Raw genomic sequence first — 20,890 nt, forward strand, 5'->3', positions numbered from 1 at the left:
CGCCGGGCTAGTATGCGATGAAATCGACTGGCGGCGTGCCGCCCGAAGGGGACGTGATGAGCTCGAAATTTTCTGCCGCGAACAAACTGGCGACATTGCTTGCGGCGGGCGCCGCAATTGCCATCGCGTTCGCGACTCCGGCCTCGGCCGACACCAAGACCAAGCGCTACTATGACGAGCGCGGCCGCCCCTATTACGGCCCGAGCGGCCCCAACGCGGTCTATCAGCAGGGCCGCACCCGCATCTATGTGAGCAAGCGCTCCTGGCTGGACGGCGGCACCGAGGTCAATCCGGGCGACCGCAAGTTCACCGATTACGCCTTCCCGCCGGCCGTTGGCTATCCGTCCTTCGCCCGCGAGAACCTGAATCGCCCGATCGACCGGCAGCCGCTCTCGCCGCCAGCCGATGTCGGCGGTTATCCGCAGAACTTCCCGCTGTACTGAGCGGACGCAGGCTACCCGAATCAAAATGGCCGGGCTCAAGCCCGGCCGTTTTTGTTTGGTTCGCGATGCCGCCCTACGATTCCGCGGCCGAAGCAAATGCCGGATCGTAACGCCCGCAGAATTCTTCGATCGCCTCGGAGCGGAAATCGCCGAGGCGCTCGAAGATGAGCGCATCCGGCCAATCCCACCAGGCGATCCGGCGCAGGCTTGCCGCGACGGACTCGGCAAAGCGCCTACGGATGGGACGCGCGGGAACGCCGCCGACGATGGTGTAGGGCTCGACATCGCGGCTGACGACGGCGCCTGCAGCAATCACCGCGCCGTCGCCGACGCTCACGCCCGGCAGCAGGATGGCGGCGTGCCCGATCCAGACGTCATTGCCGACGACGACGCGGTCGCCGCGGCGCTCCGCGAAGAAGTCGCGGTCACGCGTCGCGCTCGCATCGTAATATTCCGGGCAATAGGTGAAGCGATGCTGGGATGGGCGGCCCATCGGATGATTGGGCGCGCCGATCCGCACCGAGTTGGCGATGGCCGTGAACTTGCCGATCACCGCGTCGGCGACGTCGCAATTCTCGCCCAGATAGGAGTAGTCGCCGAGCGAGGCATATTCGATGCGCGTGTTGGCGAGCACCTCGCAACGGCGCCCGATCTGCGCCTCGCGCAGGCGCACCGTTTCATGGACGATGGTTTCCGCGATCTTGGGTCGGGAAGAGGCATCCATGAGGCAGGCTCCGAGAGCAGGTGCCGTAGGGTTGGCAAAGGCGCTTGCGCCGAGCCCACCATCTTCCGGCAATGGCTATGGAAGTGGTGGGCACGCCATGCTTTGCCCACCCTGCGATTGCGGTGCTTGCCGTCAGGCGTGCAGCTTCTGCAATTCCTTCAGGATCGCTTCGCCCATCTGCGTGGTCGAGGCGGACGTGGTGCCTTCCGACTTGATGTCGGCGGTGCGCAGGCCACTGGCGAGCACCGCGGCGATCGCGGCATCGACCTTGTCGGCGAGATCGCCCATGTCGAAGGAATAGCGCAGCGCCATCCCGAAGGACGAGATCATCGCAATGGGATTGGCGAGGCCCTTGCCCGCGATGTCAGGGGCCGAGCCGTGCACCGGCTCGTACAGCGCCTTGCGCTTCTTGCTCTTCACATCCACCTCGCCGAGCGAGGCCGAGGGCAGCATGCCGAGCGATCCCGTCAGCATCGCCGCGATGTCGGACAGCATGTCGCCGAACAGGTTGTCGGTGACGATGACGTCGAACTGCTTCGGCCATTTCACCAGCATCATGCCGCCGGAATCGGCGAGCTGATGCTCGAGCGTGACATCGGGATATTCGCGCTTGTGGACCTGGGTCATGACCTCGTTCCAGAGCACGCCCGACTTCATGACATTGCGCTTCTCCATCGACGTCACCTTGTTCTTGCGCTTCCTGGCAAGCTCGAAGGCGACGCGGCCGATGCGCTCGATCTCATAGGTATCGTAGACTTGGGTATCGATGGCGCGCTTCTGGCCGTTGCCGAGATCGGTGATGGTCTTGGGCTCGCCGAAATAGACGCCGCCGGTGAGCTCGCGCACGATCATGATGTCGAGCCCCTCGACCGCCTCGCGCTTCAGGCTGGAGGCATCGGCCAGCGCCGGGTAGCACACGGCGGGACGCAGGTTGGCGAACAGAGCGAGATCCTTGCGCAGGCGGAGCAGACCGGCTTCGGGGCGCACCTCGTACGGAACCGCATCCCATTTCGGGCCGCCGACCGCGCCGAAGATCACGGCGTCGGCGTCTTTTGCCTTGGCCATGTCGCCTTCGGAGATCGAGACCTTGTGGGCGTCATAGGCGGAGCCGCCGACGAGGCCGGTGTCGGTCTCGAACCTGGCGATCCCGGCCGCATTGAGCCAGTCGATCAGCCGCTTCACCTCGCCCATCACCTCGGGGCCGATACCGTCGCCGGGGAGCAGCAGGAGTTTGTGGGTCGCCATGGTCGTTCTTCCTCCGTTTCGTCATGGCCGGGCTTGTCCCGGCCATCCACGTCCTGGCTTGCGGCGCGAAGAACGTGGATGCCCGGCACAAGGCCGGGCATGACGGCATCTCGTGAATTTCGGCCGGAGTGCTAGAGCGGCGTTGCGCGCTTGGCAAGACACCATTGCCGCCTCGCCGCTGTGCAAGACAGGCAGGGCCTGCCACAGTGCGGGCGCCGGAGTACCCCTTGCACGCCCCTGACAGCCCCTCGCCCAACCCGCATCTTGCGCGGCTGATCCTGACCCTGTCGCTGGCTGCGACGGTCGGGCTCGGCATCGGCCGCTTTGCCTATGCGCTGGTGCTGCCCGACATGCGGGAGGACCTCGGCTGGTCCTACTCGGCCGCCGGTTTCATGAACACGATCAACGCCGTCGGCTATCTCGTGGGCGCGCTGGTGGCGTCCCGGCTGATCCAGCGCATCGGCTGGTCCGCGGCGATCCGCGGCGGGACCCTGGCCTGCGTCGCCGCGCTCGCGACCTGCGCGCTATCGGGCAATTTCGTTGCGCTGAGCCTTGCCCGTCTCGTGCTGGGCCTGGGCGCGGCGGTCGGCTTCGTCGCCGGCGGCGCGCTGGCTGCGACCATTGCCCAGTCGCGCCCGGAGCGGGCCAATTTCCTGCTGAGCCTGTTCTACGCCGGGCCCGGCATCGGCATTCTCGCCTCGGGGCTGATCGCTCCGTTCACGCTGCAATATTTCGGGCCGGGCTCGTGGTGGATCGTGTGGTGGGCGCTGACGCTGCTGTCCGTCGCGATGACGATCCCGCTGTTCCTGATCCGCATCGAGAGCAGCGTCCGCTTCTCGGAAGGCAGCCACGCGTCGTTCGCGATCCTCCCCGTGCTGATCTACCTCGCCGGCTACTTCCTGTTCGGCGCCGGCTACATCGCCTACATGACCTTCATGATCGCCTATGTGCGCGACGGCGGCGGCGGGGCCGCGGCGCAGGCGGCGTTCTGGAGCCTGATCGGGCTGAGCGCCTTCGTCACGCCCTGGGCCTGGCGTGGCGTGCTGGCGCTGGACCGCGGCGGGCTCGCCACCGCGATCATCCTCGGCACCAACGCGTTAGGCGCGGCCTTGCCGATGCTCGGGCATTCGCCGGCCTGGCTCGCGGTGTCGGCGGTCGTGTTTGGCGTCGCCTTCTTCGCCGTGGTCGGCTCGACCACCGCCTTCGTGCGCTTCAACTATCCACCCGAGGTGTGGCCGACCGCGATCGCCGCGATGACGATCTCGTTCGGCGTCGGCCAGACGCTCGGGCCGATCGTGGTCGGCGCGATCACGGATGCGCTGGGGAGCCTGAGCTACGCGCTGAATGTGTCGGCGGCGCTGCTGGCGCTGGGCGCGGTCGCGGCGCTGTGCCAGCGGAAGGTGGGGCTTAAGTCTTAGCCGTCATTCCGGGGCGCGCGTAGCGCGAACCCGGAATCCAGAGATCGCGGCGCGAGATTCCGGGTTCTCGCTTCGCGAGCCCCGGAATGACTGCCCCAATCAGCTCCCGCTGAACGAATTGTATCCCTGGTCTTCCCAATAGCCGCCCTTGTAGTCGTTGGTGACTTCCATCGAGACCACGTATTTCGGATTCTTGAAGCCGAGCTTCGTCGGCACGCGGATCTTCATCGGGAAACCGTAGGCACGCGGCAAAATCTCGTTCGCGTATTTGAACGTCATCTGCGTCTGCGGGTGCAGCGCGGAGCGCATGTCGAGCGGTGAATTGTAGCCGTCCTTGTCGGCGCACTGGAACCAGACATATTTGGCGCGCGTGTCGGCGCCGATCAGCCTGAGGAAGTCGCGCATGGGCGTACCGGTCCATCTGCCGATCGCGCTCCAGCCCTCGACGCAGATGTGACGCGTGATCTGCGTGACCTGCGGCAGCTTGTAGAGCTCGTCCAGCGTCCATGACTTCTTGTTGTCGACGAGACCGCGCACCTCGAGCTTCCAGTCGGCGCCGTCGATATCGGGCGCGTCGTCGAGATCGTAATAGGCGTTGAACGGAAACGGCTTCGTGATCGCGCTCTCGGGAAAGGTCGGCGCCAGCGCATCCGGATTGAACATCCAGGCCTGCACGGCGTCGTTGAACTTCGAGACCTTGGCGAGCATGGTTTCGGCCGAGGACGAGTCGATCACGTCGCATCCGGTGAGCAGCGTCAGCGCCCCGAGACTGGCACCGCCCGCGATGAAGCGACGGCGGGTGACATCGGGCATCGTCTTGAGCGAGTCCCTGATCAGGAGCCGCTTGTCGACGCCGGGGATGAGAAACGGACGCTTGGCCATGACAATACTCCTAATCAACGGCCGATGATCATGGCGCGCAGGCTCTTCGGCACGAGCAGCGCGAGCAAGACATGGATGACGAGGAATGCGCAGATCGCGGCCATGCAGAAGAAGTGCACGTAGCGCGCGGCCGGATAATCGCCGAACAGCATGACGAGGTAATAGAGCTGTACCGGCTTCCATATCGCAAGTCCCGACAACACGATCAGCACGCCGACCACGATGATGCCGGCATAGAGCAGGCGCTGCACGTAGTTGTAGACGGTGAGATCGTCATGGCCGAGCTTGAAGGTCAGCGCCGCCCTGACGTCTTGAAGAACGCCGGACGCCGTGATCGGCAGCAGCTTCCTGCGGAAGCGGCCGGTAACGAAGCCGGTGACGAGATAGGCGAGGCCGTTGATCATCAACAGCCACATCGCCGCAAAGTGCCAGAGCAGGCCGCCGCCGAGCCAGCCGCCGAGCGTATATTCGCGCGGGAAGCTGAAGCCGAACAGCGGCGAGGCGTTGTAGATCTGCCAGCCCGACAGGATCATCAGGATCATGGCAAGCGCGTTGACCCAATGCATGATCCGCACCCAGGCCGGCTGGATCACTTTGGCCGGGGTGGCCCCGACCCGCTCGTCGGTGACTGTGAGGCTCGCCATGCTGGTTCCGTCCTGAAGATCGTCTGACGGCAATTATACGCCGAAGTTTCCGCTTTCGTTACGCCCTGTCCGGCATCGAATCGATGCCGCGAGCTTATCGCGGTCACAAAAAAGCGAGCCGGGGCACCCCCGGCTCGCCGTTTCAAGCATCCTGTCGGGGATGAAACAGGATCGCGCGGTGTTACGTCGCCGGCATCAGCACGGTATCGACCACATGGATCACGCCGTTCGACTGGTTGACGTTGGAGATCGTCACCATCGAGGTGCCGCCCTTGGCATCGACGATCCAGACTTTTCCATCCTGCTTCTTCACAGTGAGCTCCTCGCCTTCCGCGGTCTTCAGCTTCTTGCCGTCCGTGAGATCGGAGGCCGCGAGCTTGCCCGGCACGACGTGATAGGTGAGAATCTTGGTCAGCGTCGCCTTGTTCTCGGGCTTGACCAGATTGTCGACGGTGCCGGCCGGCAGCTTGCCGAAGGCGGCGTTGGTCGGCGCGAACACCGTGAACGGCCCCTTGCTTTCCAGCGTCGGCACGAGGCCCGCCGCCTTCACCGCCGCCACCAGCGTGGTGTGGTCCTTCGAGTTGACCGCGTTCTGCACGATGTTCTTCGACGGGAACATCGCGGCGCCGCCGACCATGACGGTCTTCTCCTCGGCGCGAACGGGCGCGACGACGGTCGCGGTGATGGCGAGGGCGCTGAAGGCGGCAGCAGCGAGATAGGCAATGCGCTTCGACATGGAAAGTCTCCCGATTGGATTGTGACCGGCGATGGCCGGCGTTTGCGTTGGGGCAACAACGGCGCCTGCGACAGTTTGACGTGAAGCAGTCACGCGTCGTTGGTCCGAACTACGGGAGGGTTTGCGAAGTGGTTTCGGAGAAAAATTCTTTGTGATGCGTGAAACTATGGGGGTGGATGTTCGTGTGTGAGCGAGCGCGCCACACACTCCGCTCTCGTCCCGGACAAGCGAAGCGCAGATCCGTGACCCACAACCACAGGGAGATGTCGTGGCACGAGATGGTCACTCCGAGTCTTCGCCAAACCACTCCCTGTGGCTATGGGTGCCGGGTTCGCGACTTCGTCGCGCCCCGGGACGACAGCGGAGTGTGTGGCACGCGCGGTGGGCCTCAATCCCTGTTGTTCGGCGTCTGGATGAAGCCGCGATTGTGCGTCGGGCTGATCAGGAGCTCGTTGATGCAGACACGCGGCGGCATGCTGGCGATGAACGCGATGGTGCGGCCGAGGTCTTCGGGTTGCAGCATCTTCGCCTGCTCCTCCTCGCTCGGCACCACCGGGCGCAGCTTCAGGATGGGGGTCGCCACCTCGCCCGGCATCAGACAGCAGGCGCGCAGGCCGTTGACGCATTCGTCCATGTTGAAGGAATGAGTCAGCGCCAGGACCGCGTGCTTGGTCGTGGTGTAGGCCGGACCCGGCATCTTCGAGACATGGCGGCCGGCCCAGGACGAGACGTTGATGATCGAGCCGTCCTGCTGCTTGCGCATCGTCGGCAGCACCGCGCGCATGCAATAGAGCACGCCGTTGAGATTGACCTGGACCAGCTTGTCCCAGCCCTCCAGTTCCATGTCCTTCCAGCTCCGCTTGGGGACATTGATGCCGGCGTTGTTGACGAGAAGGTCGATGCGGCCGTGCTTTGCGACGATCTGATCGGCCGCCTTCTGAGCCTCGGGCGCGTTGGAGACGTCGAGCGCAATGGCCTCGGCCGCTCCGCCCGCCCCGCTGATCTTGGCAACCACGGTATCCAGGGCATCCTTGCGGCGGCCCGAGACCACCACCGTCCAGCCGTCGGCAGCCAACGCCTCGGCGCCGGCTTCCCCGATCCCGCTGCCGCCGCCCGTGACCCAGGCCACGCGTTTCCCGTTTTTTGACATGCAAACTGTCTCCGTTGCTTCTGCGGGGCGGTTTTTGCTAATCCAGCCCTCGGTTTTGACCGGCCACTGCCGGCGAGGAATGTTGCATGAACCAAGCTGCCGACGCCAACCTGTTTTCCCGCCTGTTCGATGGTCTGGACGATCCCAAGCGGCTCGCGATCGAGACGCATGACGGCGCCCATATCAGCTATGGCGATCTGATCGCGCGCGCGGGGAAGATGGCGAACGTGCTGGTCGCCCGCGGCGTGAAGCCGGGCGACCGCGTCGCGGTGCAGGTGGAAAAGTCGGTCGCCAACATCGTGCTCTATCTCGGCACGGTGCGGGCCGGCGCGGTCTATCTGCCGCTCAACACCGCCTATACGCTAAACGAGCTCGACTACTTCATCGGCGATGCCGAGCCGTCGCTCGTGGTCTGCGATCCCGCCAAGGCGGAAGGCCTCGCCCCCGCTGCCGCCAAGGTGAAGGCCAAGGTCGAGACGCTCGGGCCCGACGGCAAGGGCTCGCTGACGGACGCCGCCGACAAGGCGAGCAGCGAGTTCGCCACGGTGCCGCGCGAAAACGACGATCTCGCCGCGATCCTCTACACCTCGGGCACGACGGGCCGCTCCAAGGGAGCGATGCTGACGCACGACAATCTCGCATCGAACTCGCTGAGCCTCGTCGACTACTGGCGCTTCACCGACAAGGACGTGCTGATCCACGCGCTGCCGATCTATCATACGCACGGCCTGTTCGTGGCGACCAACGTGACGCTGTTCGCACGCGCCTCGATGATCTTCCTGCCGAAGCTCGATCCGGATCTGATCATCAAGCTGATGGCGCGCGCGACGGTGCTGATGGGCGTGCCGACCTTCTACACGCGGCTCCTGCAAAATCCCGCGCTCTCCCGCGACACCACAAAGCACATGCGGCTGTTCATCTCGGGCTCGGCGCCGCTGCTCGCCGACACCCACCGCGAATGGTCGGCACGCACCGGACATGCGGTCCTCGAGCGCTACGGCATGACCGAAACCAACATGAACACGTCGAACCCCTATGACGGCGAGCGTGTGCCCGGCGCGGTCGGTTTTCCCCTTCCCGGCGTTTCGGTGCGCGTCACCGATCCCGAGACCGGCAAGGAATTGCCGCGCGAGGAGATCGGCATGATCGAGGTGAAGGGCCCGAACGTGTTCAGGGGTTACTGGCGCATGCCGGAGAAGACCAAGGCCGAATTCCGGCCCGACGGATTCTTCATCACCGGCGACCTCGGCAAGATCGACGCCAAGGGCTACGTCCACATCCTCGGCCGCGGCAAGGATCTCGTGATCTCCGGCGGCTTCAATGTGTACCCGAAGGAGATCGAGAGCGAGATCGACGCCATGCCTGGTGTGGTCGAGTCCGCCGTGATCGGGGTGCCGCATGCCGATTTCGGCGAGGGTGTCACGGCGGTGCTGGTCTGCAACAAGGGCGCCGATGTCAGCGAAGCCTCGGTTCTCAAGGCGCTCGACGGCCGGCTCGCCAAGTTCAAGATGCCCAAGCGCGTCTTCGTCGTCGACGAGCTGCCGCGCAACACCATGGGCAAGGTGCAGAAGAACGTGCTGCGCGATACGTACAAGGATATCTACGCGAAGAAGTGAGGTGCTCGTCGCAGTCGTTGCAGCGGAGAGCATCCACATAGCGCGCTGTCATGCCCCGGCTTGCCGTCTTCGCTGACGCTTCGGCGCGCCGAGCAACTCCGTGGGCCTCGGCGTAGCCTTGGCGGAGCCGGGACCGGGGCATCCAGTACGCCGCGGCCTCTCGGTCCAATCAATGCTGTCTCTGGAATACTGGATCGCCCGATCAAGTCGGGCGATGACAGCGGAACATGAGGCGAGCGCTCGGCCTTAAGCACTCACTGCCCGCCCAACAAACTCATCACGAACCGGCTGCCGACGATAAACAAATAGCACCCGAACGCGGCCTCCAGCGTCCGCTTCGACATCGCATGCGCGGCTCTCACGCCGAGCGGTGCTGTCACAAGACTCATCGGCATCACCAGCACGGCACCGATCAGCGAGACGTAGCCGAGCGCGAACGGGACTTGCAGCGCGGCGACGGCCGGATAGTTCGCCGCCGCCGGCCAGCCGGCATAGATGTAGCCGAGCGCGCCGGGAATCGAGATCAGCACCGCGAGCGCCGACGAGGTCGCGACGGCCTGATGGATCGGACGGCTATAGAAGGTCATCAGCAGGTTCGAGAACAGGCCACCTCCGATGCCCATCAAGGTCGACAAGATGCCGACGCAGAAACCGTAGACGCGCATCAATGGGCCCTTCGGCAGATCGTCACCGAGCGTCCAGGTCTCACGCGCGAAGATCAGCCGGACCGCGGCTGACCAGGCGACGGCCACGAACACGATCTTGAACAGCCGCTCCGGCGCAAAGCGCGCGATCACGCTGCCGGCGAGGACGCCGATCACGATCGGCAGACACCAGACGCGCAGGATCGTCATGTCGACCGCCCCGCGCCTGTAATGTGCCTGGAACGAGCGGATCGAGGTCGGGATGATCACGGCGAGTGAGGTGCCGACGCACAGCGGCATCCGGACCTCGAGCGGCACGCCGGCGATGCGGAAGCACTCATAGAACACCGGCACGAGGATCGCGCCGCCGCCGATGCCGAACACGCCGGCCAGAAATCCCGAGAGCGCACCGGTTGCGATCAGCAGCAGCGCGAGCTCGACGATTTCCTTGATATCAAGACCCGCAATCACCCCGAACCTGCCCGCCGACTGGCGCAGCTCCTCCGAAGCATCGGCTCGGGACTGGCTGCGAGCAAAGCTGTAGGCGATCAGCCTGGTCTGGTCGACGCCGGCGCAGCCCGGCTGGGGTGGAATGCGGGCCGCGCATATCGGCCGTTCGCGCGCATTGCGCCGTTGAGCTGCGCCCGTGATTCCGTCCCAGGGAATGAGCGGCAACTGCGCCGATGGGCTGACCAGCATGAGCCGCCGATGGCAAGTCGGCGGTTAGAGGCGTTCCAATAGTGATTTCAATGCGCCTCGCGCGGCTACTCAAGAGATGAATATATATTCTTAGCTTCGTTCACGGACTGACTTCCTGGTATACCAAGACCGTGATTGGCCTTGTTTCATCAAGGCCATAGAGCTGAACCCAAATTCGATTTATGGCGATTTGGTGATTGCGCCGGCGAAATCGACTCCGTAAATAGAGCCAACCTTTCCGATCCCCGCGCGCCCCCTGCTGGGCCGCCATACAACATCAAAAGCCCATGTCCGCACGGATCGAACGACCGCTTTCTCCACACGTGCAAGTGTACCGCTGGACGCTGACGATGGCCCTGTCCATCATCCATCGCGCCACCGGTATCGCCCTCTATGTCGGAACCCTGCTGCTGGTCTGGTGGCTGGTTGCTGCCGCCTCCGGCCCGGCCGCTTACGCGCACGTCCAAGCCTTCGCCGGCAGCATCATCGGGCGGCTGATCGTGTTCGGCTACACCTGGGCCTTGATGCACCATATGCTCAGCGGCATCCGGCATTTCGTCTGGGATCTCGGCTACGGCTTCAAGGCCAATGAGCGCGAAGCGCTGACCTGGGGCGCCCTGATCGGCGGCATCGCGCTGACGGTGCTGATCTGGATCATCGCCTATGCGAACGGAGGCGGCCGATGAGCTTTGACGAATCCCACGGCTCTCCGAAGCGTCCCTCGATGCGAACCCCGCTCGGCCGCGTCCGCAATCTCGGCGCCGCGCACTCCGGCACGTCCGATTTCTGGCGCCAGCGCATCACCGGCGTCGCCATGACGCTGCTGATGATCCCGGCGCTGGTGATCATCATCATGCTGCTCGGCCGCAACCAGGTCTACGCTGCACAGACTCTGAGCTCCATTCCTGTCGCGGTGATCCTGCTCCTCTTCATCCTCGCCAGCGCCTGGCACATGAAGATCGGGATGCAGGTGGTGATCGAGGACTACGTCCATAACGAGAAGCTGAAGCTCACCGCGATCATGCTCAACAACTTCTTCTCGATCGCCGTCGCGCTCGCCTCGACCTATGCGATCCTGAAACTTTCTTCCGGAGTGTAACCCATGGCCGCCACAACGAATGGCACGGGCAACGGCGCTCCCGCCACCAACGGCAAAGCCTATCCGATCGAAGACCACACCTACGACGTCGTCGTGGTCGGCGCCGGCGGCGCCGGCCTGCGCGCGGTGGTCGGCTGCAGCGAGGCCGGACTTCGCACCGCCTGCATCACAAAAGTGTTTCCGACCCGCTCGCATACGGTCGCGGCACAGGGCGGCATCTCCGCCTCGCTCGGCAACATGCACAAGGACGACTGGCGCTGGCACATGTACGACACCGTGAAGGGGTCGGACTGGCTGGGCGACCAGGACGCGATCGAATACATGGTGCGCAACGCGCCCGAGGCGGTCTACGAGCTCGAGCATTGGGGTGTGCCGTTCTCGCGCACCGAGGACGGCAAGATCTACCAGCGCCCGTTCGGCGGCATGACCCTGGACTACGGCAAAGGCCAGGCGCAGCGCACCTGCGCCGCCGCCGACCGCACCGGCCACGCGATGCTGCACACCATGTACGGCCAGTCGCTGCGCCACGCGGCCGAGTTCTTCATCGAATTCTTCGCCATCGACCTGATCATGGACGACCAGGGCACCTGCCGCGGCGTCATCGCGATCAAGCTCGACGACGGCACGCTGCACCGCTTCCGCGCCCAGACCGTGATCCTCGCGACCGGCGGCTATGGCCGCGCCTACGCCTCCTGCACCTCGGCGCACACCTGCACCGGCGACGGCGGCGGCATGGTTCTGCGCGCCGGCCTGCCGCTGCAGGACATGGAGTTCGTGCAGTTCCACCCGACCGGCATCTACGGCTCGGGCTGCCTCGTCACCGAAGGCGCGCGCGGCGAAGGCGGCTATCTCGTCAACTCCGAGGGCGAGCGCTTCATGGAGCGCTATGCGCCGTCGGCGAAGGACCTTGCCTCGCGCGACGTGGTCTCGCGCGCGATGACGATCGAGATCCGCGAGGGACGCGGCGTCGGCAAGAAGAAGGATCACATCTTCCTGCATCTCGACCATCTCGATCCCGCCGTGCTGGCCGAGCGCCTGCCGGGCATCTCCGAATCGGCAAAGATCTTCGCCAATGTCGACGTGACGCGCGAGCCGATCCCGATCGTGCCGACGGTGCACTACAACATGGGCGGCATTCCCACGAACTATCACGGCGAAGTCCTGACCAAGAAGGACGGCGACGACAACGCGGTGATCCCCGGCCTGATGGCGATCGGCGAAGCCGCCTGCGTCTCCGTGCACGGCGCCAACCGCCTCGGCTCCAACTCGCTGATCGACCTCGTCGTGTTCGGCCGCGCCGCCGCGCTCCGTCTCGCCGAGAAGCTCACGCCCAACGGCAAGCAGCCCGAGCTGCCGGCGAACTCGGCCGAGATGGCGCTCGGCCGCCTCGACCATTTCCGTTACGCCTCAGGCGGCACACCCACCGCGAAGCTTCGCGAGGGCATGCAGCACGTGATGCAGAACAATTGCGCGGTGTTCCGCACCGGCGAGGTGCTGAGCGAAGGCCAGAACCTGATCCAGAAGGTCCACAGCGGCATCAGCGACATCGCCGTATCCGACCGCTCGCTGGTGTGGAATTCGGACCTCGTCGAGACGCTGGAGTTCGACAATCTGATCTCGCAGGCGGTGGTGACGATGAACTCGGCCGCCAACCGCACCGAGAGCCGCGGCGCCCATGCGCGCGAGGACTTCTCCGAGCGCGACGACAAGAACTGGATGAAGCACACGCTGGCCTGGCTGGACGACACCGGCAAGGTCAGGATCGAGTACCGCCCGGTTCACGACTACACCATGACCAACGACGTGCAGTACATCCCGCCGAAGGCGCGCGTGTATTGATCGAACAGTAGCCGTCATTCCGGGGCGATGCGAAGCATCAGGCCCGGAATCTCGAGATTCCGGGCCTGGTCCGACCAGCCCGGAATGACGAAAGGTTAGAGCAATGGTTGAATTCGCACTTCCGAAGAACTCCAAGATATCGGGCGGCAAGACCTGGCCGAAGCCCGCGGGCGCGACCGAGCTCCGCGAGTTCAAGGTCTATCGCTGGAATCCGGACGACGGCAAAAATCCCAGCGTCGACACCTATTACGTCGACACCAATGATTGCGGTCCGATGGTGCTGGACGGCCTGATCTGGATCAAGAACCACATCGACCCGTCGCTGACCTTCCGCCGCTCCTGCCGCGAAGGCGTCTGCGGCTCCTGCGCCATGAACATCGACGGCCAGAACACGCTGGCCTGCACCCGCTCGATGCACGACGTCAAGGACGGCGCAGTGAAGATCAATCCGCTGCCGCACCAGCCGGTGGTGAAGGACCTCGTCCCCGACCTCACCAACTTCTACGCCCAGTATGCGTCGATCGAGCCCTGGCTGAAGACGACCTCGCCGACGCCGCAGAAGGAATGGCGCCAGAGCCACCAGGACCGCGAGAAGCTCGATGGCCTCTATGAGTGCATCCTCTGCGCCTGCTGCTCGACCTCGTGCCCGAGCTATTGGTGGAACAGCGAGCGCTATCTCGGGCCCGCCGCGCTGCTCCAGGCCAACCGCTGGGTCTCCGATTCCCGCGACGAGGCAACCGGCGAGCGGCTCGACAATCTCGAGGACCCGTTCCGCCTCTACCGCTGCCACACCATCATGAACTGCGCCAAGGCGTGCCCGAAGGGGCTGAACCCGGCGGAAGCCATCGCCGAGCTCAAGCTCAAGATGGTCGAGCGCCAGATCTGATCAACGCTGGGTGATACCCACTTTCGATCTCGCGGTGCTCTGCTGATGCTCCGCGACGCGCTCGATGGCAGGCTGGGTTGACGCTGCCGCCGTGCCTTTTTTTGCCGATCCGTGCTCGATCGTCCAGCGCAATTGGCGGTCCGTGGCGCGCAGCTTGATCTCGTCCGAGGCGAGCGCGGCGAGATTGGCAAGGATCTGCTTTTGGGTTTCGTCCAACGTGCGCGGCCGGGTGTCGATCACGCAGAGTGAACCCAGCGTGAAGCCGTCGGGGTCGATCACCGGGCAACCGGCATAGAACCGAAACCCCAGTTCCCCCGTCACAGCCGGATTTTCCGCGAAGCGCGGGTCGGTCGCGAGATTCTCGGCGACCATGATATCCCTCTGCAGAATGGTGTAGTTGCAGAACGCCCAGCTGCGCGGCGTGTCGACCAGCTCGAGCCCGTAGCGCGACTTGAACCATTGCCGGGTCGGGGTGAGCAGCGTCAGCAGTGCGACGGGAGCGTCGAGGCTGCGCGCCGCCAGCCAGGTCAAGCGATCAAAAGCATCCTCCGGTGGCGTGTCAACGAGGCCGGAGCGTTCGAGCGCGAGAAGCCGCTGGCCCTCATTGTCCGGGAAGGGAAACGAAGGCGGCGTCTCGAACGGGAAGGGAGACTCGACGGTGCCCCGAATCGCGATTTCTATCGCTTGGGGTAATTCGGGCAATTCGTCGATGAAGCGTGTCGTCGCGGTATCGAGCCCGACCGTGCCGATCTGCCGTCCTGCGGCCGAGCGGCCGACGACCAGGATCTGGGTGCGTCCGAGAGCTGGATCGGAGCGCAGGCTTTCCAGCACGGCCAATCTGCTGACGCCCGATGGCTCACTTTCGATCACTATCGCCGCCGGCAGCCGAGCGCCGATCGCAAGCAGTGCCGCGTAGATGTCGGTGTGACTCTCGACGATACAGTAATTCACCTTCGCCAGAGCCGCTTCGTAGTCGGCGATGCGTTCCGGGCGCGCAATGACGATCACCCGCGCGGAAGCAAACATCGGCGGCTCGCTGGGGCCAGATATCACGGCGAGAACGTCGCGGCGGTAGACGCGGCGATGGCCTCCCGGGGTTTTCCAGGAAGGGATCGATCCGCCTTCGATCAGAAGCTGAGCCGTGCGGACCGAGACGCCCAGTATCTTGGCAGCCTCCGCCGTCGTCAGAATTTCCTTGGCCATACCATCCATCTTTGCCCCCGACCGCGCGCCGGCCGGCTCATCCCAAGCCTCACAATGTCGTGCTCTCCCTTCTGTTGACAAGGGGCGGAAGGTCCTATTTTGATAAATATGATGATTATGATAGATTTGATAAATCTGATAGGTTGGCTTCGCACTGCTTGGCTGATGCGAACTGCCAAAGGCCAACCGTTCCGACCGCGCCCGGGTTCGAGCCCTCCCAGCCAAGCCCTGGAGTCGTCGATGCTCGAGAAGAGCCGGGCCTCGGCCAGGCGTCCCACGAAACCCAAAGAGCGAGAACGGCGGAGTCCGTGAGGTCGCTCGCCGATCCCGGCGTTCCCGTCGGCGCTTCACTCTCCTCACCGGCGTCCATCTGGAACCTTGCTTTCACCCACCGCCCACTTGCCTGGAGCATCCATGAGTAACCTTCTGCCCTCTGATCTTCCGGAGTTTGCTGAACGCGTTGCGGCCAATCAGCGCCGGCTCAGCGACAATCCTCGCGCCAGCTACGATCTCATCGTTTGCGGCGCCGGCAGTTCCGGCTCCGTCGTCGCTCGACGCCTTGCTGAAAATCCGTCCGTGACAGTCCTGCTGATCGAAGCAGGAGGGAGCGACGAGGTGCCGACCGTCATGGAGCCGTCGGCATGGCCGGGAAACCTCGGCAGTGCGACCGACTGGGGTTTTGTCGCGGAACCCAACCCGCACTTGAACGGGCGCGCGCTTCCGATGTCGATGGGTAAAGTTCTCGGCGGCGGGTCAAGCATCAACGTGATGCTGTGGGCGCGAGGTCATCGCAGCGACTGGGATTTTTTCGCCGAAGAAGCGGGCGATCAATCTTGGGGTTATGACGCAGTCTCGAAGATCTTCCGGGAGGTTGAGGACTGGCAAGGCCCGCCTGATCCGCGTCATCGCGGCACCGGCGGCCCCGTCTTCGTGCAGCCGTCACCCGATCCCGGCCCAGCCGCATTGGCTATGCTCGGCGCCGCGGAGGAGATCGGCATTCCGACCTTTGAAAGCCCCAACGGTGAAATGATGGAGAGCGAAGGCGGCTGCGCCGTCACAGACATTCTCGTCCGCAATGGCAGGCGCAACTCCATTTTCCGCGCCTATACTTATCCATTTCTCGACCGGCCCAATCTCACTCTGCTAACCGGTACGCAGGTCTCCCGCATCCTGCTCGAGCGCGGGAGGGCTGTCGGCGTCGAGGCTGTACGTCACGGCCGGCTCCTGCGGATCCATGCAACCCGGGAGGTCGTACTCGCGCTCGGAGCGATCCAGACGCCGTCCGTGCTGATGCGTTCCGGCATCGGCGATGAGGCAGAACTTCGACCGCTTGGCATTCCCGTGGTCCAGCACCTGCCCGGGGTCGGTCAGAACCTGCAGGATCACGTATCGTTCGGATGCATCTGGGAGTATCGCGAGCCGATCGCACCGCGCAACACCGGCAACGCGGCGACGCTCTACTGGAAATCCGATCGCGAGCTCAAGACTCCCGACCTGCTGTTCTGCCAGGTCGAATTCCCGGTGCCGAGCCCCGAGACGGCAGGCCGGGCGCCTGCCCACGGCTGGACGATGTTTGCCGGCCTCGCTTTGCCGAAGAGCCGAGGCAGGGTCAGTCTCCGAAACGCGGAGCCGCTGGCAAGGCCGCGGATCGAAGCCAACATGCTGTCGCATCCTGACGATGTGAAGACCGCGATCGCCTGCGTCGAAGTTTGCCGCGCGCTCGGCAATACCCGCGCCTTCGAGCCGCTGGTGGCGCGCGAGAGCATGCCTGGTCCTCTCGGCGCCGCCGAGATGGAACGCTTCGTGCGCGACTCGGCGGTGACCTACTGGCACCAGACATGCTCCGCGAAGATGGGACGCGATGCGATGTCCGTGGTCGATGGCAAGCTCAAGGTCTACGGCATCGACCGGCTTCGCATCGCCGACGGTTCGGTGATGCCGCGGATCACCACCGGGAACACGATGGCGCCGTGCGTCATCATCGGGGAGAAGGCGGCCCGCGCGCTGCGCGACGAGCACGATATCTGACCGCGCAGCCAGGCTGGTCTGGGAAAGAGCCCTGTCCGTCGGGCGCAATTTGAGTAGAATCTTTCTCAGCCCGCGAGGCGCGCGGCTTCGCAAGACTTCAACCCGTGGTTGGACCCACAAGCTGCTTCCTTCCTGGCGCGAAATTCGGTTAAGCTTGCGATCAGGGACCGGAGCCGTGCAGGGCGCGCATCGCAATTCGCTAAGGCTTTTGCAGTGGATGATGGCGGCATCCCTGGCGCTGCCGATTGCGCTCTTCGCCGTTGCCGCCACGATCTCCTACACCTCCACCAGGGATATCGCCGACCGGGAGATCGAGCGCACGGTCGATGTCGCTCATGAGCACGCGCTCAAGGTGTTCGAGACCATCGACCGCAGCATCGCCGAGCTCAACGAGGTCGTGCGCGGCTTGCCGGACGACATCATCCGCGCGCGCGAACCGGCGCTGCATCGCCGCCTGAAGCGCCTGACCGATGCGCTGCCGCAGCTCAAATCGGCATGGATCTTCGATGCGAACGGAAAAGCGCTGGTCAACAGCCTTGCCTCGCCGCCGCCGGACCTCGGCTTTGCGGATCGCGATTACTTCTACGCCCATATCGACCATGGCATCGGCACTTTCATCGGCACGACCCTGACGCCACGGCCACCCTATCGGGGCGCCCGCTTCTTCGGGGTCAGCCGCCGCCGTGACTCCGACGACGGCAGCTTCATCGGCGTGATCCAGGCCTCGGTCCTGCCGGAATATTTCGAGAGCTTTTACGCCAGAATTGGATCGGATCCCGGCAGCTTCTTCGCGATGGGACGCACCGACGGCGCGATGCTCACGCATTTTCCCCGGCTTGACCGCGAGTTTCGGCTCGATCCGGCCGGAGAGGTGGGCCAGAAGATCGCGGCTCAACCCGAGCACGGCCTCATCACCGTCGCCTGGCCCTCGGACGGCATCGAGCGGCGCATCGCCTACCGGCGTGTCGCCGAATATCCGATCTATGTCAGCGCCGGGCTCGAGACCTCGGCGATCCGCGCGCGCTGGTTCGCCACCATGGGCCAGCATCTGGTGTTCGGCATTCCCGCGACCGCGCTTCTGTTTCTGTTGCTGGCGCTCGCGTTGCGGCGCACCCAGCACCTTCAGGCCGAAGCTGCGAGACGGCGCGAGGCCGAGGAGGCGCTCAAGCACGGCCAGCGCCTGGAGGCGCTCGGTCAGCTCACCGGCGGAGTCGCGCACGACTTCAACAACCTCCTGACCGTGATCCGCGCGTCGGTCGACCTCCTGAACCGGCCGCAACTGACGGAGGAGCGCCGACAGCGCTACATCACGGCCATTGCGGATTCGGTGGCGCGCGCGGCCAAGCTGACCTCGCAGCTGCTTGCCTTTGCGCGGCGCCAGACCCTGAAGCCGGAGGTGTTCGACGTCGGTGCGCGGGTGCAGTCGCTGCACGACATGCTCGCCACGCTGCTGGGCCCCGCGATCGAGATCGTCATGCGGCTGCCGGCGGAGCCGTACCTCGTCAATGCCGATGCCAGCCAGTTCGAGACGGCGCTGATCAACATGGCCACCAACGCGCGCGATGCCATGCGGGGCAAAGGCACGATCGTTTTCAGCGTCGAGGCCGCAACGACAGTTCCGGACACGCTGGCGAAGCTTTCGGCCAGCCAGACCTTGGCAAACCATGGCTTCGTCCGCGTCAACGTCAGCGACACCGGTGTCGGCATTCCCGCCGCACGGCTCGGGCGCATCTTCGAGCCGTTCTTCACCACCAAGCAGATCGGCCACGGCACCGGTCTCGGCCTGTCCCAGGTGTTCGGCTTCGCCCGGCAGTCCGGCGGTGAAGTGACTGTCACGAGCGAGGTGGGACACGGCAGCACCTTCTCGCTCTATCTGCCGCGCGTGCCGCCGGAGCTGCTGCCGCAGCGCCAGGCGCCCAACACTGCGCCGGCAATGGCCGGTACCGGCATGTCGGTGCTGGTGGTCGAGGACAATATCGAGCTTGCCAATTTCGCCGCCGATGGCCTCACCGAGCTCGGCTACAGCATCACGCTGGTCGACAATGCCGCCGATGCGCTTGCCGAGCTCGCCGTGGACGCGGATCGCTTCGACGTCGTGCTCTCGGACGTGGTGATGCCCGGGATGACCGGGCTCGATCTGGTACGGGCGATCCGCGAGCGCGGCATCGCCGTGCCGGTCGTGCTGACCACGGGCTACAGCCAGGCTCTGTCACAAGAGGGCGCGGCCGGCTGCGATCTCGTGCAAAAGCCCTATTCGGTCGAGGAATTGTCGCGCGTTCTGCACCGGGCCGCGCGGCTGCGGCACGTCCGCGACGGCGCCGCCGAGTGAACGCAGGTCGATTCGCTCAAGATCGACGTCGAGGGTTTTGAGGACCGCGTGCTGATCGGCTTCTTCCGCGATGCGATGCGCTCGCTATAGCCGCGCGCCGTCGTCATCGAACGTCTGTCACAACGCGAATGGCAGCAGGATTGTATTTCCGGCATGATCGCGCGCGGTTTCGCGATGACACGCAGGCGCCGAAGCAATACGTTCCTGTCGCGCCGACAGGGACGAACAAGGGAGGTTGCAATGATCGACCATCTGGGTATCTCGGTCTCCGACTATGAACGAGCGAAAGCGTTCTACACGACGGCGCTGGCGCCGCTCGACTACAGCCTTGTCATGGAGGTCACGGCAGAGCAGACCGGCCACGCTTCCGCCGCAGGCTTCGGCGCCGAGGGCAAGCCCGATTTCTGGATCGGCGGCGAAGGCGCCATGAACAAGCCGGTGCATGTCGCCATTCGCGCCAAGGACCGTGCCACGGTCGACGCCTTCTACAAGGCCGCAATCGCGGCCGGCGGCCGCGACAACGGTTCGCCCGGCATCCGCCCCCATTACCATCCGAACTATTACGGCGCGTTCGTGCTCGACCCTGACGGCCACAATATCGAGGCCGTCTGCCACGCGCCGGAATAGGACCACTTCGAGGCGACGTGACGAGGAACATCAGAGCCGCATCGTCGTTGTCGTTCTCTGGACAACGATCTCGATGATGCCGATGCCGATCGAACCGCCCGAGATTCCGCCGTCGACACCAGGCACGCCAACTGAGCCGCCGCCCGGAATCCCCCCTGGCAATCCGCAGCCTGAGATCACACCACCGGTCCGCGAGCCAGGCGAATCACCGCGCCCCGACGAATTGCCGGGCCACGTGCCCGAAGAGATTCCATCGCGCGGTCCGAATGGGCCGCTCACTCCGAATCCTGCGACAGATGCAATGCCGCGGGATCACGCATGAACTCTCCAATCACATGTAAGGCGATTGCAACCAGCATCTGAATGCGCAATGAACGTCGCCATAGTGAGATGATTTGCGTGCAGAAATAAATCGGGCTGCGGCTGCATCGCCTGCCACAATGCGGCCTAACGCGTAGCTGTTCATCCCGACACTTCGTCAAAGAACCTTCCGGGGAAGTTCAACACCATGACCAACCTTCGTTTCGTGCTGCTTGCGACGACGGCTCTGACCGCGATGCAATTGGCAAACACCGCATCGCATGCGCAGGACGCTTCGCCGCTCGTGGTCGCGCAGGCCCAGCCTCAAGAGACGGGCCCTGACGGAAAACCGAAGCAGCCGCCGAAGGGACCGCCGGC

19 protein-coding genes and 1 pseudogene are annotated in these 20,890 nt (G+C 64.6%); 12 read left to right on the top strand and 8 right to left on the bottom strand.

Features of this window, described 5'->3' with window-relative positions:
- Window positions 1-56 precede the first annotated feature (56 nt).
- Window positions 57-443 (top strand): hypothetical protein, encoded by a 387-nt coding sequence (locus ACM42_RS10690; protein WP_271527903.1) that lies wholly within the window; start codon window positions 57-59, stop codon window positions 441-443.
- A 73-nt stretch (window positions 444-516) separates the two neighbouring features.
- Here ACM42_RS10690 and ACM42_RS10695 read toward each other — a convergent pair whose 3' ends face one another.
- The gene (locus tag ACM42_RS10695; protein WP_271527881.1) at window positions 517-1,167 is read right to left on the bottom strand and encodes a DapH/DapD/GlmU-related protein; all 651 of its coding nucleotides are present in this window, start codon (window positions 1,165-1,167) and stop codon (window positions 517-519) included.
- Window positions 1,168-1,299: 132 nt separating this feature from the next.
- A complete protein-coding gene (leuB, locus tag ACM42_RS10700) occupies window positions 1,300-2,412 on the bottom strand; it encodes a 3-isopropylmalate dehydrogenase (RefSeq protein ID WP_271527882.1) in 1,113 nt (370 codons plus the stop codon).
- 227 nt (window positions 2,413-2,639) lie between these two features.
- Here leuB and ACM42_RS10705 point away from each other — a divergent pair, with 227 nt between their 5' ends.
- Window positions 2,640-3,830: a YbfB/YjiJ family MFS transporter gene (locus tag ACM42_RS10705; RefSeq protein ID WP_271527883.1), complete on the top strand. Its 1,191-nt coding sequence runs from the start codon at window positions 2,640-2,642 to the stop codon at window positions 3,828-3,830.
- Window positions 3,831-3,929: 99 nt separating this feature from the next.
- On the opposite strand, the gene ACM42_RS10710 is transcribed toward ACM42_RS10705, so the two are convergent.
- The 4 genes from ACM42_RS10710 to ACM42_RS10725 form a co-directional block, all read right to left on the bottom strand.
- The gene (locus ACM42_RS10710; RefSeq protein WP_271527884.1) at window positions 3,930-4,712 is read right to left on the bottom strand and encodes a molybdopterin-binding protein; all 783 of its coding nucleotides are present in this window, start codon (window positions 4,710-4,712) and stop codon (window positions 3,930-3,932) included.
- Between the two features lie 14 nt (window positions 4,713-4,726).
- Window positions 4,727-5,356 (bottom strand): cytochrome b/b6 domain-containing protein, encoded by a 630-nt coding sequence (locus tag ACM42_RS10715; protein WP_271527886.1) that lies wholly within the window; start codon window positions 5,354-5,356, stop codon window positions 4,727-4,729.
- A gap of 181 nt (window positions 5,357-5,537) precedes the next feature.
- A complete protein-coding gene (locus ACM42_RS10720) occupies window positions 5,538-6,092 on the bottom strand; it encodes a fasciclin domain-containing protein (RefSeq protein WP_271527887.1) in 555 nt (184 codons plus the stop codon).
- 388 nt (window positions 6,093-6,480) lie between these two features.
- Window positions 6,481-7,242: an SDR family oxidoreductase gene (locus ACM42_RS10725; RefSeq protein ID WP_271527888.1), complete on the bottom strand. Its 762-nt coding sequence runs from the start codon at window positions 7,240-7,242 to the stop codon at window positions 6,481-6,483.
- A gap of 86 nt (window positions 7,243-7,328) precedes the next feature.
- Here ACM42_RS10725 and ACM42_RS10730 point away from each other — a divergent pair, with 86 nt between their 5' ends.
- Complete coding sequence (locus ACM42_RS10730; RefSeq protein WP_271527889.1) at window positions 7,329-8,858, top strand: malonate--CoA ligase; 1,530 nt, start codon at window positions 7,329-7,331, stop codon at window positions 8,856-8,858.
- 254 nt (window positions 8,859-9,112) lie between these two features.
- On the opposite strand, the gene ACM42_RS10735 is transcribed toward ACM42_RS10730, so the two are convergent.
- Window positions 9,113-9,973 carry a sulfite exporter TauE/SafE family protein gene (locus ACM42_RS10735; RefSeq protein WP_271527904.1) on the bottom strand — a complete coding sequence of 287 codons (861 nt, stop codon included), beginning with the start codon at window positions 9,971-9,973 and terminating at the stop codon, window positions 9,113-9,115.
- 515 nt (window positions 9,974-10,488) lie between these two features.
- Between ACM42_RS10735 and sdhC the strand changes: the two genes are divergently transcribed.
- The 4 genes from sdhC (at window position 10,489) to ACM42_RS10755 (ending at window position 14,025) form a co-directional block, all read left to right on the top strand.
- The gene (gene sdhC / locus ACM42_RS10740) at window positions 10,489-10,887 is read left to right on the top strand and encodes a succinate dehydrogenase, cytochrome b556 subunit (protein ID WP_271527890.1); all 399 of its coding nucleotides are present in this window, start codon (window positions 10,489-10,491) and stop codon (window positions 10,885-10,887) included.
- Window positions 10,884-11,300: a succinate dehydrogenase, hydrophobic membrane anchor protein gene (gene sdhD / locus ACM42_RS10745; protein ID WP_271527891.1), complete on the top strand. Its 417-nt coding sequence runs from the start codon at window positions 10,884-10,886 to the stop codon at window positions 11,298-11,300. The genes sdhC and sdhD overlap by 4 nt, the downstream gene beginning before the upstream one ends.
- 3 nt (window positions 11,301-11,303) lie before the next feature.
- Window positions 11,304-13,139, top strand: a complete 1,836-nt coding sequence (gene sdhA, locus ACM42_RS10750) for a succinate dehydrogenase flavoprotein subunit (RefSeq protein ID WP_271527892.1) — start codon at window positions 11,304-11,306, stop codon at window positions 13,137-13,139.
- Between the two features lie 103 nt (window positions 13,140-13,242).
- Window positions 13,243-14,025 carry a succinate dehydrogenase iron-sulfur subunit gene (locus ACM42_RS10755; protein WP_271527893.1) on the top strand — a complete coding sequence of 261 codons (783 nt, stop codon included), beginning with the start codon at window positions 13,243-13,245 and terminating at the stop codon, window positions 14,023-14,025.
- Here ACM42_RS10755 and ACM42_RS10760 read toward each other — a convergent pair whose 3' ends face one another.
- Window positions 14,026-15,228 (bottom strand): GAF domain-containing protein, encoded by a 1,203-nt coding sequence (locus ACM42_RS10760; RefSeq protein ID WP_271527894.1) that lies wholly within the window; start codon window positions 15,226-15,228, stop codon window positions 14,026-14,028.
- Between the two features lie 414 nt (window positions 15,229-15,642).
- Here ACM42_RS10760 and ACM42_RS10765 point away from each other — a divergent pair, with 414 nt between their 5' ends.
- The 5 genes and pseudogenes from ACM42_RS10765 (at window position 15,643) to ACM42_RS10780 (ending at window position 20,534) form a co-directional block, all read left to right on the top strand.
- Window positions 15,643-17,256, top strand: a complete 1,614-nt coding sequence (locus tag ACM42_RS10765; protein ID WP_271527895.1) for a GMC family oxidoreductase — start codon at window positions 15,643-15,645, stop codon at window positions 17,254-17,256.
- Between the two features lie 175 nt (window positions 17,257-17,431).
- Window positions 17,432-19,585 (top strand): hybrid sensor histidine kinase/response regulator, encoded by a 2,154-nt coding sequence (locus ACM42_RS10770; RefSeq protein ID WP_271527896.1) that lies wholly within the window; start codon window positions 17,432-17,434, stop codon window positions 19,583-19,585.
- Window positions 19,586-19,798: pseudogene (locus ACM42_RS38495) on the top strand (FkbM family methyltransferase); the annotation flags it as partial. It abuts the gene before it with no gap.
- A gap of 27 nt (window positions 19,799-19,825) precedes the next feature.
- The gene (locus ACM42_RS10775; protein ID WP_271527897.1) at window positions 19,826-20,212 is read left to right on the top strand and encodes a VOC family protein; all 387 of its coding nucleotides are present in this window, start codon (window positions 19,826-19,828) and stop codon (window positions 20,210-20,212) included.
- Between the two features lie 82 nt (window positions 20,213-20,294).
- Entirely contained in the window at window positions 20,295-20,534 is a 240-nt protein-coding gene (locus ACM42_RS10780; RefSeq protein ID WP_035671606.1) for a hypothetical protein, read from the top strand.
- The last annotated feature ends 356 nt before the right edge of the window (window positions 20,535-20,890 follow it).

This window comes from Bradyrhizobium sp. CCBAU 25338 (assembly GCF_028128965.1).
Classification (GTDB): Bacteria; Pseudomonadota; Alphaproteobacteria; order Rhizobiales; family Xanthobacteraceae; genus Bradyrhizobium; species Bradyrhizobium liaoningense.